The sequence below is a fragment of the Pseudomonas sp. D3-10 genome (assembly GCF_051132175.1).
Classification (GTDB): Bacteria; Pseudomonadota; Gammaproteobacteria; order Pseudomonadales; family Pseudomonadaceae; genus Aquipseudomonas.
In genome coordinates this window covers 4,655,689-4,670,842 of the sequence record NZ_CP071668.1, presented here as the reverse complement: position 1 = coordinate 4,670,842, position 15,154 = coordinate 4,655,689, and the positions used below count along the sequence as shown (strand labels likewise).

Below are 15,154 nucleotides of genomic sequence, written 5' to 3'. Positions count from 1 at the left end.
GCGTTTGGTAATAAAGGAGTGCCCTTCGCTTTGTTTAGCATTTTAGCTCGCGACTGGTGGCATCGGTGCACAGGCTACGCAGGATGCCAAGGCTGAGGATAGAGTAGCAACGCGCCTAGCCTTCGAGGGGCTAACAGCTGTATGGATCTGCTGGTGCACAAACGGGTGAGGAACCGCGTTCAACGGAAGGCCGCTTTTGGCCGAAAGCAGCCCTTTAATCAATGCGTGAGAGTGACTGAACAGTTAAACCTGTCGGCTCAACCAACTACGTATAGAGCGGGCAGCGGAGGCTGGCTAGGCCTCCACGGTAGCCTAGCTTCGGCGTTTCAAATGCTGATCGATGAGGCTCAGCTCTGCTTTGATCGCGTTGGCGGTCAGATTTTGTATTGCTGTGGTTTTCCCCCAGCGAGAGCCCATGAGCTTAAGCAGGGCGCTCAGATGGGTTTTTCTTGCCTTCAGCGTTTCGGTACGACTGGGGCTGTTCTGCATGACAGTGTGCATAGTGCTGATCCTTGGGTATCGTTTAAACAGCCCACACACGTGGGCTGTTTCAGGTGGGCAGGTCGTTACATGGCCAGCACGTCTTGCACGCTGTACTGCCCCGCGCGCTCCGAAAGGTCATGCGAGGTCCAACTGCCAAAGTTCTCGCCTTGCTCTGGAACGTCCAGCTTTCTCAGGACGACAGGATCTCGGTTAATCATGCGGTGGGCCGCCCAAAGCTTTCCGCCGATATCAAGCAACGCTTGAGCTGCCTCATTCCATCTCTCCTCGAGAACCAAGGTCGCGAGGTACAGCGAGTCATTCTGAATTTTTGTGTGCTCTTGTTGGGCTTCTGAGATGTGTTGGTCGACTGTGGTCAACTCTTGTTCCAGAGCCGTGATAATCAGCTGCTGACGACGGTTTTGCTCGGCTACAGTCGTAAGGTTTTTCGCGGCCTTTTGGGCGTCGACATTGGCTGTCTTCTCACCTTCGGCGTCGCCCCAAGCTACGGCTTGGGCATAGGCCGTCGCCGCTTCTGTCTCAGCTTGGCGAGCCTTTGCCATTTCATCTGTCGCTTGCTGGCGAATCTGGTTCAGCCGGGTGCTAAGGCTCTGGCGTTTTTCGTTGAGTTCCTGCTCGTCGGCTTTCCAAGTCGCCATTGCATCAACGTAGCCCGCCATCAGGGTTTCGTGATTCGCGAGCTTTTCACGACGATGGATTTTTTGATTCAACCTATAGATCTCAAAGTCCAGAGAATCGAGCTTCCTTTTTCGCTCTTCATACTGATGCTGTACTTCTTGTTTCCTGCGTTGGTCAATGACCTCGGCGCTTTCCAGCGCAGTCTTGAGCGGAAGCATTTCGGTTTTGACATTTTTCATTTCGAGGATTAATTGTTCGCGGCGATCTGTCAGTTCTTTGAGTTCATTCATTGTCTTGTCTCTGTGCAATTCGTTTGGGTTGGGTTGAGCGGCTGGCGAGGCCGGGAATGAGCCGGCGCTACCTCGATCAGTAGGGAGGCCGTCAGGCAGCCCGAGCCTCGCTCTCATCCGTTCCCGGAATCGTCTTTACGATGTAGCAGCGTTGCGGGCCTAAACCGGGCAACCGGACCAAACTCGATGCTTTGCCGTCGCTACCAGGTTCCAGCACACCCCGGTGCAGCAGTTCCTTGTTGACGGCGTTGATGTTCATGCCCCGGAATATCTCGGATCGCCACGCCTCGGGCAGCACGTAGTAGGTGTGGGTGGTGTGCATGGTGTCGCCCATGCCGTGCTCCAGGGTTTTGCGAAAGCCCAGTCGGTCGATGGTGCGTGGCCCGTGCTCATCGATCTTCGCGGCGGCGGTCTCCCAGCGGGTGAAGCGACTTTCGCCAAAGCGCTCGATGATCTGGCGGAGGCGGGCCAAGATCGCATCACCTTCAAGGTTTCCGGCACCGCCACGCTCATTCAGCCACGCGCTCAGGCACACACGTGCCGCTGTGGTCGCGGTGCCGTCGGGCCAGCCGGTAATGCCGAGAGCGGTCGCCAGCTCTCCGGCTGCGGCGGCCAAGCCAAAGCGTGCAGCGGCTCGGTGCGCCTGCCCACTGGCCGAAGCGGGGAGAGCCTTGGCGACGAAGCCTTCCAGAGTCCGGCGGAGGATGGTTGACCATCCATGCATCTTGCCGGGCTCGCAAAGGGCCGCCAGGAACGCGGTGAGTGGCGTGCCATAGTATTTGGCTACCCGAGCCTTGAGCGTGTCAGAGAGAGCCGCTGCGTCATCGAAACCACTCAACACATCGAACATGCCGAGGCCTTTACTGGCGTCCGCTGGCACGGCGAGCATGCGCACTTCCATACCGGCTTTTAGTTCCTTGTTGGCTTCGGCCATGTGCTGCGCCAACGTCTTCTCGCCCGTCGAGAGAAACAGCAAGCGCCACTCCTGCACCTGTCGGCCCGCTTGTCCTCGATCATTGGCGCGAGCCTTGCCGGTGCCGTTGCCCAGCATGTACACCGTTTCACCGATAATGCGCGGGTCACACATGCCGATTTCATCGAGCACCAGGAGCCCGTCCGAGTGCGCGGCGGCGATGGATTCCAGGGCGTTATCTGTCGAGCGCCAGGAACGCACTACACGCGGCCCGCCATAGACGGAGGCGGCGACTTGAAGGTGGGTTGTCTTGCCGCCCGAGCTGTCACCGTAGAGGTGAAACCCGCCCGACTCGTGACCGAGCATGTTCAGCAATGGTCCAGCAAAAGCCACACTGACGACGAACGCCAGACGGTGGTTTCCTACGCACAGTGCGCCGATTTGCTCTTGCCATTGCTCCAGGGTGCCGGACTCGCTGATCGGTGGGAGTTGTGCCCCGGCTTCATAGAAGTGCAGGTGCTCGTCATGCGAGCCGATCTGGCGTTCGGGCAATAGAAAGGCATTCCCGTGCCAGCCGAGACGGGTTACCAGTCGAGCCCGTTGCGCGCTGTCAAAGCCCTGCAAGTAGCTTTGCAGGTCGTTGCGTGCGTTGCGTCCCGAGCGGCTGCCCGCCAGACGTAGCCCCATGTCCACCAGTGGGCCGAGTACGTCCTTGCCAAAGTCTCCGGTCATGGTGCGGGCCGGAATGTTCCAGCGTTTCTTCTGGCCGTCCGGGTCGTCGAACTCGACCAGCAAACCCCAGTTGTGCCCCTTGTCGTCACGGGTACGTGCGAGGATCTCCAGGGGCGAGCACACAGGCCGCGCTTCGCCATCGTCGCCGGAATAAAACACGCCTTCTGGCGTCAGGCGAAAGCCACCGGGCAGCAGGTCGTTTTTTGATTTGGCTGGCCGCTTGGTTTTGGGCTGCGCCTTTGTTTCGACTTCTCCGGCCGGAGCGGGGGCAGGTGCCGAGCCAAACAGCTCGCCAGTGCGCTCCAGCTCGGCGAGGTGGGCCGATGTCCAGCCCTTGGCGAGTGCGTCGGCTGCATCGTCGCCATCGTCCCATTGCCCACCCTTGGCAAAGGTTGGTTTGCCATTCTTCAGCGTGGGCTTGCGTTTGAAGACGTCCAGGGCGACTGCTTGCACTGAGGCGGCGCCGATTTCACGCAGCTTTTCCGCGACGGCCTCCATGCAGCTCCGACCGCTGGAATCGTTGTCCGGCCACAACAAGACCGACCGCCCTTTGAGCGGAGTCAGGTCGGCTTTGTGCCAAGAGTTGGAACCGTTCGGCCAGCAGGTCGCCACGTAGCTTGGCATCAGCTCGGCAGCGGCATCGGCGGCTTTCTCGCCTTCGCACAGCACGACCGGCGCATCGAGCCGTTGCGACAGTTCGTCCAGGTGCAGAAGAGGGCGCGGATCGGGCAGACCTTGCCAACGCCATTGAGTGGTTTGGCCGTCGGCGCGTTGGCACCAGGTCAACGGTGCAAAGACTTTTCTTGGCTTGCCGTCTTCGTCCGGCTCCAGGTCGAACCGATAAAGCGCCATGAGGGGGTGGCCTTGGGCATTGCGATAGATCCACACCTTGGAGGGCGCGCCGTGTTGCCGGTGCTTGGCTGGGCACTTGTTCATGGCCTCGACCGGGATCGGCTGGATGGCGATCCATTCCGGCGCTTTGCTTTTGCTCGGTGTAGGTTTCGATTGTGCGGCGCCTGCTGATACGTGCAGCAGATCCGCCAGCTTGTTGCAGGCCTCGATGTCTGTGCCGCCGTCGAGGTAGCGCACCAGGTCGATCAGGTCGCCGCCCTTGTCACCGGTAGCAAAGTCCGCCCAGGTGCCTTTGCTCAAGTTGACCTTGAGCGACCCGGCACGTTTGTCCGTGCGGGTCGGATTGGGGGCGGTGTATTCCTTGCCGCCATCGACCCGTTTGCCGTTGGGCAGCCAGTGAGACAGCACACGATCAATGTTCTTGAGTGCGGCGCTTTTCACGTCGGCAAAGCTGGGGCGTTTTGTGGGTTTGTTCGTGCGCTGGGTCATGTATCGGCCCCCGGCATAAACATGGCATCGTTCACGTCATCGATCAGGGCTTTTGCCATTTCGCCGAGGTAAAGCGCGCACCAGCTGTAGCGCTCGCCCTTATCGCTCATGGCGGCATCAAGGGAGAGTTGATTGGCATAATGCTGGAGGAGCGAGACCGTTTCGAGCGCGTCCTCAATAGGAATGCCCGCATTCACCCGGAACAAGCCCCGGCCGGAGGCTTTATTGAAAAATGATGCTCGGCCTAGTGTGGTGGGAGCGCTCATACGGCACCGCCTTTCTGATCCATCGGAACAGACGTGGTGTCACCGTGCAGGGTCAGGGTTTTGATCAGTCCCAGGGTGCCCCGGACATCCCAAATAACAGCGGCCAGGACGTGATTGGCTAGACGTGGCCTGTCGCCTTCGCTTTCAAAATGGTCCTCAAGCAACATCAGCACGGACTCTGCGCGGTTGATCGCACAGGTGATCGCGTCAACAGGGACACCCTTCTCGATGTCTTTGCTGACGCAGAGCAGGTCTTCGGGCAAGGCGAAGCTGAGGGAGGAACTCATTGGGCACCGCCTGCGGCTTCGAGAGCGCGAGCTTTGACCATATGGGCGTTGTAACGGGCAAGACGAGTAGCGAGGCTGGAATTGGCGTGTAGAGCGGCGAGGGCCATTGCACGGTGTGCAGCGGCGCGAAATTTGGACGGATTGAGGGCGTGTTTCATCTGGCGTAACTCCTGTATGTGAGGAGCTGCCACGGTTCGCCGCTAAACGAATTGGGGTGGCAGCTGTGCGCGGGTTAGCGGACCGGGCATACAGGACCCCGGCAGACCCGAAGGTCTCCCACGCACAGCCACCATAAAACAGGAATGCGGGCACAAAAAAAGCGCCTGCGATCGGTATGGGGGCGCCTGTGCGCCTGTATGTACTCGGGCCGCTAAACCCGGTCGCTGATTTTGCAGCGACAGCCAGAGAGTAACGTCCGTTTTTCGAAAGCGCAACTGCGCGGGTGGCTTGCGGATTTTTCGGGTGTGGCATAAATTGCTCGGGCATGTAGATTTACCTCAACGCCTCCGGATCGCCCCCGGAGGCGTTTTCGTTTCAGGCATTGACTTCCCAGCGCAGGGAAACAAAGGGTAAGAGGTCGCCATCTAGGCAGGCGCGTGCATCTTCGTAGGCGTCGATTTGTTGGCCTTCGTCAACGATGATTGCTCGAGGCGCTTCGCAGGGAACTGACAATGCGCACCAGGTACCGTCGGCCCAACAGAGCACGGCGACCACACGACCTTGTTTGTCCTGCTGGCTGCGGTAGCGCTCCAGGCGTTGCATGAGGCGAGGCGGGAAGCCGATCTGACGAAGAATAGAGAACGGGTGCATCAGGGCTTTGTTGGCGATCTTGCGGCTCATGCGGCCACCTGATCACGGGCAGCGATGCGTGCTCGTGTCCATGCTTGAACTTCTGCCAAAACCCATGCAACCGGAGCGCTTCGGGCATTGCTGTTACTGAGCTTCACCGGCATCGGGAATCCACTGTCCGGTTGGCGCATGAGCTTGTAGATGGTTGGGCGTGCGAGCCCTACGATTGAAATGACCTCGGGCATTCGAATGAGGGTCGATGCTGGGTCATGAGAAGCGATGGTTTTTGATGCGGTATTCATAGCGAGCCTAACCTGTGTGAAATGAGACAACAGGCCATACGCTACGTAGGGGAGGGGGAACGGACTGTGTCCGCTCCCCTTTTTTTATTTGAGTGGTCTAAGACCCAGGATGGTCAGGTGGTCCCTGATGGTTTTTTTGGTTCCATGAACGTTCTGGTCGAAAAGCAGATTGGTTAGCTCTGCATCGCTCAGACTGCGCTTTTCAATCAAGCGGCCACTGATGATTTTTTCGGCTGCTGCCTTGATATTTGCGCGCCTATACATCGTGTCCGATTGTATTTTTGATTCAGGGTCTCGATTTCCTTTACCGGCTTCATGGCCCCGCTTTGATGCCTTTGCCGAGAAAGCCTCATCGAGCATTTGGTGCATCAGGCTGGATGTGTTGAAGCCAGTCTTGAATACGTCGATGTTTTCCGCTTGCCTATACAGTACTGCCATCGATAGGGTCTGTTTGGCTTCACCCAGCAATTCAGCAAATCGCTCTCGCGCTTTGATTTCGGTTCCACTGCGGCGGAATCGTTCTTTTTCGACCAGGGCTAGATACTGGCGGGGCGAGTCATTTCTCAACTGCTCTAGCAGTTCTGCATCAATGTCGTAGGTCGCAAGTTCAAGTTCGAACAACCAGTTTCCGAGTACCTCTACAGCTTCGGTGCCAAGCACGAGAGCAAAGGTCGCTGCCAGTTGCGAGTCTGTAGCTTGATGATTGAAGCCCGGGAGATGTCGAATGACATTTGGCAATGAGGCTGCTCCCGCGATGCTGGCATGGTCATCGATGACGTCGCGTAGTTCAAAGACCGTTGTAGTGACTGGCTCAGCACACAGTGCGTAGGAGCCATCCTCAAGCCAGAATGAAGTAGCGTCATCGATAAGGCCGAATGCTTGTTGGAAGTGCTCGCTGAACTGGCGATAGAGAGCCAATTCGCGAACGGCACGTTCGACGTCGTCCATGTCCTGGATTAAGCACTTTACGTCGATCCCTGCAATTTCCAGCTCCTCTATTCCAGTGCTCGGTTCAATGGGCATGTTGGGCACCCCGTCGCCCCGGAGCAGGGGGGCAATTGCAGCGATGCACATGTGAAACCGGCACTGCCCGCAGGGCTGAAGGAGGCGGATTTTCGTTACACGACTTGGTGTCGTTACACTCGGTGTATCGTTGAGGTGGGTGCGGTGTAACTCGAGAAAAACACAATAAATTCAATTGGTTGATGTCATTCGTTACACGTGTCACACGCGTTACACCGGTTTTAGAGGTGGGCTGGGTATGCGTACTCATACAGCCTTTCCGAATTGGCCTTGCACGACATTGCCTGCCTCCAAAGCATCGAGGTGATCTGCATACCACTGCATCATCTTTACGCGCTGCTCAAGGTATTGGGCCTTGTTATACACCCCTGAGATACCTTCCTCTTTGTGAGCAAGCTGCGCTTCGACGTGCTCTTTCGGCCATCCATGTTCACGCAGCAATGTGCTCGCGGTGTGGCGAGTACCGTGCCCCACTAAGCGGCCTTTGTAGCCGATGGTGGCGAAGACTTTGTTGATTGTGTTCTCACTGATAGTGGGATTCTTGGCGCCGACGCCCGGAAAGAGCCAGCGACTACGACCTGTCAGACAGTGCAGCTCTTTCAGCGCGGCAACAGCCTGACTGGGAAGAGGGCATACAAAGTCCCTGCGCATTTTCATCTTGGCGGCAGGAGTGGTCCAAATGGCCTTCTCAAGGTCGAACTCCTTCCATTCTGCCAAGCGGACCATCCCCGGTCGTGATGCTGTCCAGACGCATAGCCATGCCGCAGTGCGGGCTGTCAGCCTACTTGGGGTGTTCTTGAGCGCCTGTAAAAACTCACCCAATTCAGGTTCCAGCAGATGTGGATGTTGTTGGGTTTTAGGGGCTTTGGCTGCGATATCGCGAAGGCGGCTTCCTGGATCGTTTTCAGTCAGGCCTAAGCCGATGGCGCGCCCGAAGATCTGATTTATCCAGGTACGGCACTTTTCCGCGACGTTGTGCGCATCCCTCGCTTCGATTGATGCTTGGAGCTCTGCACAATCAGTACGTGTGATTTCGTCTAGAGGCTTGTCCCCCAGGGCAGGAAGTATGTCTTTGTCGAGATAGGTGCGAATTTTGTTGAGGGTGGAGGGGGCGAGACCTTTTTCCTCCTTTGCCTTTAGCCAGTCATAAGCAGCCGCTCGAAAGGTTCGAGCTCTGGCCGCATCAATAGCAGCTTTCGCAAATCGTTTTTGCTTGAGGGGGTCAGCACCGCTGCTCACTACTTTGCGTAGATCGGCAGCTTTCTCTCGTGCTGATGCACCACTAACTTCTGGATAACCCCCTAGCCCCATCCATGCCCAATTGCCGGCCGGACGTTTGTAGCGGAGCTGCCAGGATTTACCGCCATCAGGTTTGACCCTGAAGTAGAGGCCATTTCCGTCCAGTGCCCGGTATTCCTTTGATTCCGGCTCCAGCCCTGCAAGTGTCGTGTCTGCGAGAGGGCGGCGCTTGATGTCTGCGCGCTTCATCCTTGTATCCCAAAGTTCGGTATTTTTCTCAGGATACAAGCAGGGATACAGGGATACAACGGATAAGGGGATACAGAGGTAGATAGCCAGACACAAAAAAACCGGCTCAAGTGGCCGGTTTCTCTGGGTCTGAGAGTCTGGTAGAGACTTTCAGATACTGCTATATGGTGCCCCGAGGGAGACTCGAACTCCCACTCCTTTCGAAAACGGATTTTGAATCCGCCGCGTCTACCAATTCCGCCATCAGGGCTCAATGGCGGCGAAGTATAGAGAGGTGCCTACCGTTGGTCAATCACGTTTCATGGTGAATTTATAATATTTCCGCTAGACTTTCCGGCCCTGCTAGACGAACCCCATCATGCGTGTTGCTGACTTTACTTTCGAACTCCCGGATTCGCTGATCGCTCGCCACCCGCTGGCCGAGCGGCGCGCCAGTCGACTGTTGACCCTGGACGGGGTCAGCGGTGCCATGGCTCACCGTCAATTCACTGATTTGCTCGAGCATTTGCGTCCGGGCGATTTGATGGTGTTCAACAATACCCGGGTGATTCCGGCGCGGTTGTTCGGCCAGAAGGCCTCCGGTGGCAAGCTGGAGATTCTGGTGGAGCGGGTGCTGGACAGTCATCGCGTGCTGGCCCATGTGCGGTCGAGCAAGTCGCCCAAGCCGGGTTCGTCGATTTTGATCGACGGCGGCGGTGAGGCGCGGATGGTGGCGCGGCACGATGCGTTGTTCGAGCTGGAATTTGCCGAAGAGGTGTTGCCGCTGCTCGACCGTGTCGGGCACATGCCGTTGCCTCCTTATATAGACCGCCCGGACGAAGGTTCGGACCGCGAGCGCTATCAGACCGTATACGCCGAGCGCCTGGGGGCGGTGGCGGCGCCGACGGCGGGGCTGCATTTTGATCAGCCGTTGCTGGAGGCGATTGCGGCCAAGGGCGTGGAGACGGCGTTCGTGACGCTGCACGTCGGCGCTGGCACGTTCCAGCCGGTGCGGGTGGAGCGCATCGAAGACCATCACATGCACAACGAATGGCTGGAAGTGAGCCAGGAAGTCGTCGATGCCGTGGCGGCCTGTCGCGCGCGCGGTGGGCGGGTGGTGGCGGTGGGGACCACCAGCGTGCGCTCTCTGGAAAGCGCCGCGCGCGATGGCGTGCTCAAGCCGTTCAGTGGCGACACCGATATCTTTATCTACCCGGGCCGGCCGTTTCATGTGGTCGATGCCCTGGTCACCAACTTTCATTTGCCCGAATCCACGCTGTTGATGCTGGTTTCGGCCTTCGCCGGTTACCCCGAAGCCATGGCCGCCTACAAGGCCGCCGTCGAGCATGGGTACCGCTTTTTCAGCTACGGTGATGCGATGTTCATCACCCGTAACCCCGCGCCACGCGGGCCCGAGGAAACCGTATGAGTCGCACCTGTCGCATGTCCTTCGAGTTGCTTGCCACCGATGGCAAGGCTCGTCGCGGACGCCTGACCTTCCCCCGCGGTACCGTGGAAACCCCGGCATTCATGCCGGTGGGCACCTACGGCACGGTCAAGGGCATGCTGCCGCGTGATATCGAGGCAATTGGCGCGGAGATCATTCTCGGCAACACCTTCCACCTGTGGCTGCGCCCGGGCATGGAAGTGATCAAGGCCCACGGCGACCTGCACGATTTCATGCAATGGAAAGGCCCGATTCTGACCGACTCTGGCGGTTTCCAGGTGTTCAGCTTGGGCGCGATGCGCAAGATCAAAGAGGAGGGCGTGACCTTCGCTTCTCCGGTGGACGGTTCCAAGGTGTTCATGGGGCCGGAAGAGTCGATGCAGGTGCAGCGCGACCTGGGCTCGGACATCGTGATGATCTTCGACGAATGCACGCCGTACCCGGCCGATGAAGACGTGGCGCGGGTGTCCATGGAGCTGTCGTTGCGCTGGGCCCAGCGTTCGAAGAATGCCCACGGCGAAAACACCGCGGCGCTGTTCGGCATCGTCCAGGGCGGCATGCACCGCGACCTGCGCATGCGCTCGCTGGAAGGCCTGGACAAGATCGGGTTCGACGGCCTGGCGATTGGCGGTCTGTCGGTGGGTGAACCGAAGCACGAAATGATCAAGGTGCTCGATTACCTGCCGGGGGAAATGCCCGCTGACAAACCTCGTTACCTTATGGGCGTTGGCAAACCGGAAGATCTGGTTGAGGGTGTGCGCCGCGGGGTGGACATGTTCGATTGCGTGATGCCAACCCGTAATGCCCGCAATGGGCATCTGTTCATCGACACCGGTGTGCTGAAGATCCGTAACGCGTTCCATCGCCATGATGATTCGCCGCTGGATCCGACGTGCGATTGCTACACCTGCCAGAACTTCTCCCGCGCTTATCTGCATCATTTGGACAAGTGCGGCGAAATGCTCGGCAGCATGCTCAATACCATCCACAATTTGCGCCATTATCAGGTGCTTATGGCTGGTTTGCGCGAGGCTATCCAACAGGGTACATTGGCCGCCTTTGTCGAGGCCTTCTATGCCAAGCGCGGGTTGCCTGTTCCGCCTTTGGACTGAGTTTTCCGATCCCTAGATTCAATACTTGCAACTGGAGTGCTAAATGAGCTTTTTTATCTCTAACGCCATGGCCGATGCCGCTGCACCTGCAGCTGCGCCAATGGGTGGCGGTTTCGAGTGGATTTTCCTGGTCGGCTTCCTGGTCATCTTCTACCTGATGATCTGGCGTCCACAGGCCAAGCGCGCCAAAGAGCAGAAGAACCTGCTCAGCAGCCTGCAAAAAGGTGATGAAGTGGTCACCACCGGCGGCATCGCCGGCAAGATCACCAAAGTGGCCGATGACTTCGTGGTACTGGAAGTGTCCGACACGGTTGAAATGAAGTTCCAGAAGGGCGCCATCGCGGCCACGCTGCCAAAAGGCACGCTGAAAGCGATCTAAGTAACATCTTCTCTTCAATCGACGGGGCGCGCAAGGCGCCCCGCGTCATAAGCGGGCGGCGTGATGCTGAACAAATACCCTCTGTGGAAATACCTACTGATCCTGGCGGTGCTGGCGGTCGGTCTGATTTATTCCGCTCCCAATCTTTACCCGGATGACCCGGCCATTCAGGTCAGTGGCGCAAGCACTGCGCTGCAGGTCACCCAGGCCGATCTGGACCGTGCGAGCGCTGCGCTCAAGGCGTCCAACATCGACGTCAAGGCTGCGTCCATCGCCGAAAACGGCAAGGGCGGCCTGTTGCGCCTGGTCAAGTCTGAAGACCAGTTGCCGGCCAAGGACGTGGTGCGCAAGGCGTTGGGCGACGATTACGTTGTAGCCCTGAACCTGGCCCAGACCACCCCACAATGGCTGCGCAATCTCGGCGCCCACCCAATGAAGCTGGGCCTGGACTTGTCCGGTGGTGTGCACTTCCTGCTGGAAGTGGACATGGAAAAAGCCCTCGACGCACGCCTGAAAGTCTACGAAGGCGACGTCAAGAGCCTGTTGCGCAAAGAGCGCGTGCGCTATCGCAGCCTGCCGCAGTTCGAAGGTGCCATTCAGCTGGGCTTCAGTGATGAAGATACCCGCGAACAGGCCCGTGCGCTGGTCCGCAAGAATTTCAACGATTTCGACATTGTGCCGGCCGACCTCAATGGCCAACCGGTGCTGCGTCTGGCGATGACCCCGGCCAAGCTGGCGGAAATCCGCGAATACTCCATCAAGCAGAACTTGACCACGGTCCGTAACCGCGTCAACGAGCTGGGTGTGGCCGAGCCGATCGTGCAGCGCCAGGGCGCCAACCGCATCGTGGTCGAGCTGCCGGGCGTGCAGGACACGGCCGAAGCCAAGCGTATCCTCGGCAAGACCGCCAACCTGGAATTCCGCCTGGCCGCAGAGCCGGGCGCGTCCAAGGCCACTTCCGAGAGCTTCGAGTTCCGTGAGGGCGGTCGTCCGGCGGCGCAGATCGAGCGTGGCCTGATCATCACCGGTGACCAGGTGACCGATGCCCAGGCGGGCTTCGACGAGCAGGGTCGTCCGCAGGTGAACATTCGCCTCGACGGCCACGGCGGCGAACTGATGAGCCGCGCCACGCGCAGCAACGTCGGTCGCAGCATGGCGGTGATCTTCATCGAGCAGAAGCCGACCACCACCTACACCAAGCAAGTGGTCAACGGTGTCGAGAAAGACGTACCGGTCCAGACTTTCAAGGAAGAGAAGAAGATCATCAGCCTGGCGACCATCCAGTCGCCACTGGGCAGCCAGTTCCGCATCACCGGCCTGAACGGCCAGGGCGAGTCCTCGGAGCTGGCCCTGCTGCTGCGTGCCGGTGGCCTGGCCGCGCCGATGTACTTCGCTGAAGAACGCACCATCGGCCCGAGCCTGGGTGCCGACAACATCACCAAGGGCGTCGATGCATCCCTGTGGGGCATGCTGTTCGTGTCGCTGTTCATCATCGCCATCTACCGTTTCTTCGGCTTGATCGCCACGGTTGCGCTGGCGGTGAACATGGTGCTGCTGCTGGCCTTGATGTCCTTGCTGGGCGCCACGCTGACCCTGCCGGGTATCGCCGGTATCGTCTTGACCATGGGCATGGCGGTGGACGCCAACGTGCTGATCTTCTCGCGGATACGTGAAGAGATCGCCGCGGGCATGTCGATCCAGCGGGCAATCAACGAAGGCTTCGGCCGTGCATTCACTGCGATTATCGACTCCAACCTGACCACATTGCTGGTCGGCGGGATTCTCTTTGCCATGGGCACCGGCCCGGTCAAAGGCTTCGCAGTGACCATGTCCCTCGGGATCTTTACCTCGATGTTCACAGCCATTCTGGTGACCCGTGCAATGGTCAACCTGATTTATGGTGGCCGTGACGTCAAGAAGTTGTGGATTTAAGGGGCTGACATGTTACGTACAATCAACTTCATGGGCGTCCGCAACATTGCGTTCGGCGTCACATTGTTCCTTACGGCCCTGGCGTTGTTCAGCTGGGCCACCAAGGGCCTGAACTACGGCTTGGACTTCACCGGCGGTACGCTCATCGAGCTGACCTACGAACGTCCGGCCGATGTCACCAAGGTGCGTGAGCAGCTGGCGACCTCGGGCTACAGCGACGCCGTGGTGCAGAGCTTTGGCGCCACCACTGATTTGCTGGTGCGCATGCCGGGTGAAGACCCGCAACTGGGCCAGCGCGTAGCCGATGCCTTGCAGAAGGCCGGTGGCGACAACCCGGCGGTGGTCAAGCGCGTCGAGTTCGTCGGCCCGCAAGTGGGTGAAGAACTGCGCGACCAGGGCGGCCTCGGCATGCTGTTGGCGTTGGGCGGCGTGATGCTCTACTTGGCTTTCCGCTTCCAGTGGAAGTTCGCGGTAGGCGCCATTGTCTCGCTGATCCACGACGTGATCGTGACCGTGGGCATCCTGTCGTTCTTCCAGATCACCTTCGACCTGACGGTATTGGCGGCGGTGCTGGCGATCATCGGTTACTCGCTCAACGACACCATCGTGGTGTTCGACCGGGTGCGTGAGAACTTCCGTGTGCTGCGCAAGGCGTCCCTGGTCGAGAACATCAACATCTCGACCACCCAGACGCTGTTGCGGACCATGGCGACGTCGATCTCCACCTTGTTGGCGATTGCCGCGCTGCTGTTCTTTGGTGGCGACAACCTGTTCGGTTTCTCCATCGCGCTGTTCATCGGTGTAATGGCGGGTACTTACTCGTCGATCTACATCGCCAACGTGGTGTTGATCTGGCTGAACCTGAGTTCTGAGGATCTGATTCCTCCTGCGGCCACTGACACCGAGGTGGACGACCGCCCATAAGGCTCGGTTTTCCGTCCGTCACCGCTGAAAAGGCGCGAGTTGAACTCGCGCCTTTTTTTATGCTCCAAGGCTGGGAGAAGCGCGGATTATTTCCGCTTGTGATGGTCAGGAGGTTCAAGTGAACAAATCGATGCTGGTTGGTGCGGTATTGGGTGCTGTCGGTGTAACAGCCGGTGGTGCGGTCGCCACCTACAGCTTGGTAAAAAGTGGTCCTGAGTATGCGCAAGTATTGGCCGTGGAACCGGTCAAGACCCAGATCAAGACTCCGCGTGAAGTGTGCAAGGACGTCACCGTGACTCGGCAGAAGCCCGTCCAGGACCAACACCAGATCGCTGGCACCGTGCTCGGTGCTGTGGCCGGTGGCCTGTTGGGCAACCAGATCGGCGGCGGCACCGGCAAGAAAATCGCCACGGTGGCGGGTGCGGCCGGCGGTGGTTATGCCGGTAACAAGATCCAGGAAGGCATGCAAGAACGCGACACGTACACTACCACCCAAACTCGCTGCAACACGGTCAATGACATCAGCGACAAGGTGGTCGGCTACGACGTCCGCTACATGCTCGACGGCAAGGAAGGAAAAGTCCGCATGGACCGCGACCCGGGCAACCAGATCCCGGTTAGCAAGGAAGGCCAACTGATCCTGGGCCAGAACGAACCGGCCCAGTGATCCAACCGCTATGAAAAAGCACCCTTCGGGGTGCTTTTTTTGCGCCCACATTTTATGCCCATCCCAGATCCTCTGTGAGAGCGAGCCTGCTCGCGAAAGCTATATTCATATTCCAGATAAACCTGTGGCGAGGGAGCTTGCTCCCGCTGGGCTGCGCAGCAGGC

Annotated in this window: 15 protein-coding genes and 1 tRNA gene; 6 read left to right on the top strand and 10 right to left on the bottom strand. The window is 58.8% G+C overall.

What is annotated here, in order from left to right:
* Positions 1 to 312 precede the first annotated feature (312 nt).
* The 10 genes from J3P90_RS21100 to J3P90_RS21055 form a co-directional block, all read right to left on the bottom strand.
* Positions 313 to 501: a hypothetical protein gene (locus J3P90_RS21100; RefSeq protein ID WP_434675331.1), complete on the bottom strand. Its 189-nt coding sequence runs from the start codon at positions 499 to 501 to the stop codon at positions 313 to 315.
* 65 nt (positions 502 to 566) lie between these two features.
* Entirely contained in the window at positions 567 to 1,409 is an 843-nt protein-coding gene (locus tag J3P90_RS21095) for a chromosome segregation protein SMC (RefSeq protein WP_434675330.1), read from the bottom strand.
* A gap of 91 nt (positions 1,410 to 1,500) precedes the next feature.
* Complete coding sequence (locus J3P90_RS21090; RefSeq protein WP_434675329.1) at positions 1,501 to 4,395, bottom strand: DUF927 domain-containing protein; 2,895 nt, start codon at positions 4,393 to 4,395, stop codon at positions 1,501 to 1,503.
* Complete coding sequence (locus J3P90_RS21085; RefSeq protein WP_434675328.1) at positions 4,392 to 4,661, bottom strand: DUF3077 domain-containing protein; 270 nt, start codon at positions 4,659 to 4,661, stop codon at positions 4,392 to 4,394. Before J3P90_RS21085 ends, J3P90_RS21090 begins: the two co-directional genes overlap by 4 nt.
* Positions 4,658 to 4,948: a hypothetical protein gene (locus J3P90_RS21080; RefSeq protein WP_434675327.1), complete on the bottom strand. Its 291-nt coding sequence runs from the start codon at positions 4,946 to 4,948 to the stop codon at positions 4,658 to 4,660. Before J3P90_RS21080 ends, J3P90_RS21085 begins: the two co-directional genes overlap by 4 nt.
* A gap of 534 nt (positions 4,949 to 5,482) precedes the next feature.
* Positions 5,483 to 5,788, bottom strand: coding sequence for a hypothetical protein (locus J3P90_RS21075; protein WP_139051103.1), 306 nt, complete (start codon positions 5,786 to 5,788; stop codon positions 5,483 to 5,485).
* A complete protein-coding gene (locus J3P90_RS21070) occupies positions 5,785 to 6,039 on the bottom strand; it encodes a helix-turn-helix transcriptional regulator (RefSeq protein ID WP_082097993.1) in 255 nt (84 codons plus the stop codon). Before J3P90_RS21070 ends, J3P90_RS21075 begins: the two co-directional genes overlap by 4 nt.
* Positions 6,040 to 6,123: 84 nt before the next feature.
* The gene (locus J3P90_RS21065; RefSeq protein ID WP_434675326.1) at positions 6,124 to 7,062 is read right to left on the bottom strand and encodes a hypothetical protein; all 939 of its coding nucleotides are present in this window, start codon (positions 7,060 to 7,062) and stop codon (positions 6,124 to 6,126) included.
* Positions 7,063 to 7,308: 246 nt separating this feature from the next.
* Entirely contained in the window at positions 7,309 to 8,550 is a 1,242-nt protein-coding gene (locus J3P90_RS21060) for a tyrosine-type recombinase/integrase (protein ID WP_434675325.1), read from the bottom strand.
* A gap of 165 nt (positions 8,551 to 8,715) precedes the next feature.
* Positions 8,716 to 8,800, bottom strand: a tRNA-Leu gene (locus tag J3P90_RS21055).
* A 108-nt stretch (positions 8,801 to 8,908) separates the two neighbouring features.
* On the opposite strand from J3P90_RS21055, the gene queA reads away from it, so the two are divergent.
* From queA to J3P90_RS21025, 6 genes are all read left to right on the top strand, one after another.
* Positions 8,909 to 9,958 carry a tRNA preQ1(34) S-adenosylmethionine ribosyltransferase-isomerase QueA gene (queA, locus tag J3P90_RS21050; RefSeq protein WP_018607457.1) on the top strand — a complete coding sequence of 350 codons (1,050 nt, stop codon included), beginning with the start codon at positions 8,909 to 8,911 and terminating at the stop codon, positions 9,956 to 9,958.
* A gap of 14 nt (positions 9,959 to 9,972) precedes the next feature.
* The gene (tgt, locus tag J3P90_RS21045; protein ID WP_161951757.1) at positions 9,973 to 11,088 is read left to right on the top strand and encodes a tRNA guanosine(34) transglycosylase Tgt; all 1,116 of its coding nucleotides are present in this window, start codon (positions 9,973 to 9,975) and stop codon (positions 11,086 to 11,088) included.
* Positions 11,089 to 11,131: 43 nt separating this feature from the next.
* A complete protein-coding gene (gene yajC / locus J3P90_RS21040) occupies positions 11,132 to 11,467 on the top strand; it encodes a preprotein translocase subunit YajC (protein WP_007956696.1) in 336 nt (111 codons plus the stop codon).
* A 63-nt stretch (positions 11,468 to 11,530) separates the two neighbouring features.
* Positions 11,531 to 13,399 carry a protein translocase subunit SecD gene (gene secD, locus J3P90_RS21035; protein ID WP_434609703.1) on the top strand — a complete coding sequence of 623 codons (1,869 nt, stop codon included), beginning with the start codon at positions 11,531 to 11,533 and terminating at the stop codon, positions 13,397 to 13,399.
* A gap of 9 nt (positions 13,400 to 13,408) precedes the next feature.
* Positions 13,409 to 14,323, top strand: a complete 915-nt coding sequence (gene secF, locus J3P90_RS21030) for a protein translocase subunit SecF (protein ID WP_434675324.1) — start codon at positions 13,409 to 13,411, stop codon at positions 14,321 to 14,323.
* A gap of 118 nt (positions 14,324 to 14,441) precedes the next feature.
* Entirely contained in the window at positions 14,442 to 14,990 is a 549-nt protein-coding gene (locus tag J3P90_RS21025; RefSeq protein WP_014336691.1) for a glycine zipper 2TM domain-containing protein, read from the top strand.
* The last annotated feature ends 164 nt before the right edge of the window (positions 14,991 to 15,154 follow it).

Coding starts and splice junctions, on each gene's coding strand:
- J3P90_RS21095 (WP_434675330.1), bottom strand. CDS start 1,409: ATGAATGAACTCAAAGAACTGACAGATCGCCGCGAACAATTAATCCTC.
- J3P90_RS21100 (WP_434675331.1), bottom strand. CDS start 501: ATGCACACTGTCATGCAGAACAGCCCCAGTCGTACCGAAACGCTGAAG.
- J3P90_RS21060 (WP_434675325.1), bottom strand. CDS start 8,550: ATGAAGCGCGCAGACATCAAGCGCCGCCCTCTCGCAGACACGACACTT.
- secD (WP_434609703.1), top strand. CDS start 11,531: ATGCTGAACAAATACCCTCTGTGGAAATACCTACTGATCCTGGCGGTG.
- yajC (WP_007956696.1), top strand. CDS start 11,132: ATGAGCTTTTTTATCTCTAACGCCATGGCCGATGCCGCTGCACCTGCA.
- J3P90_RS21080 (WP_434675327.1), bottom strand. CDS start 4,948: ATGAGTTCCTCCCTCAGCTTCGCCTTGCCCGAAGACCTGCTCTGCGTC.
- tgt (WP_161951757.1), top strand. CDS start 9,973: ATGTCCTTCGAGTTGCTTGCCACCGATGGCAAGGCTCGTCGCGGACGC.
- secF (WP_434675324.1), top strand. CDS start 13,409: ATGTTACGTACAATCAACTTCATGGGCGTCCGCAACATTGCGTTCGGC.
- J3P90_RS21065 (WP_434675326.1), bottom strand. CDS start 7,062: ATGCCCATTGAACCGAGCACTGGAATAGAGGAGCTGGAAATTGCAGGG.
- J3P90_RS21085 (WP_434675328.1), bottom strand. CDS start 4,661: ATGAGCGCTCCCACCACACTAGGCCGAGCATCATTTTTCAATAAAGCC.
- J3P90_RS21090 (WP_434675329.1), bottom strand. CDS start 4,395: ATGACCCAGCGCACGAACAAACCCACAAAACGCCCCAGCTTTGCCGAC.
- J3P90_RS21070 (WP_082097993.1), bottom strand. CDS start 6,039: ATGAATACCGCATCAAAAACCATCGCTTCTCATGACCCAGCATCGACC.
- J3P90_RS21075 (WP_139051103.1), bottom strand. CDS start 5,788: ATGAGCCGCAAGATCGCCAACAAAGCCCTGATGCACCCGTTCTCTATT.
- queA (WP_018607457.1), top strand. CDS start 8,909: ATGCGTGTTGCTGACTTTACTTTCGAACTCCCGGATTCGCTGATCGCT.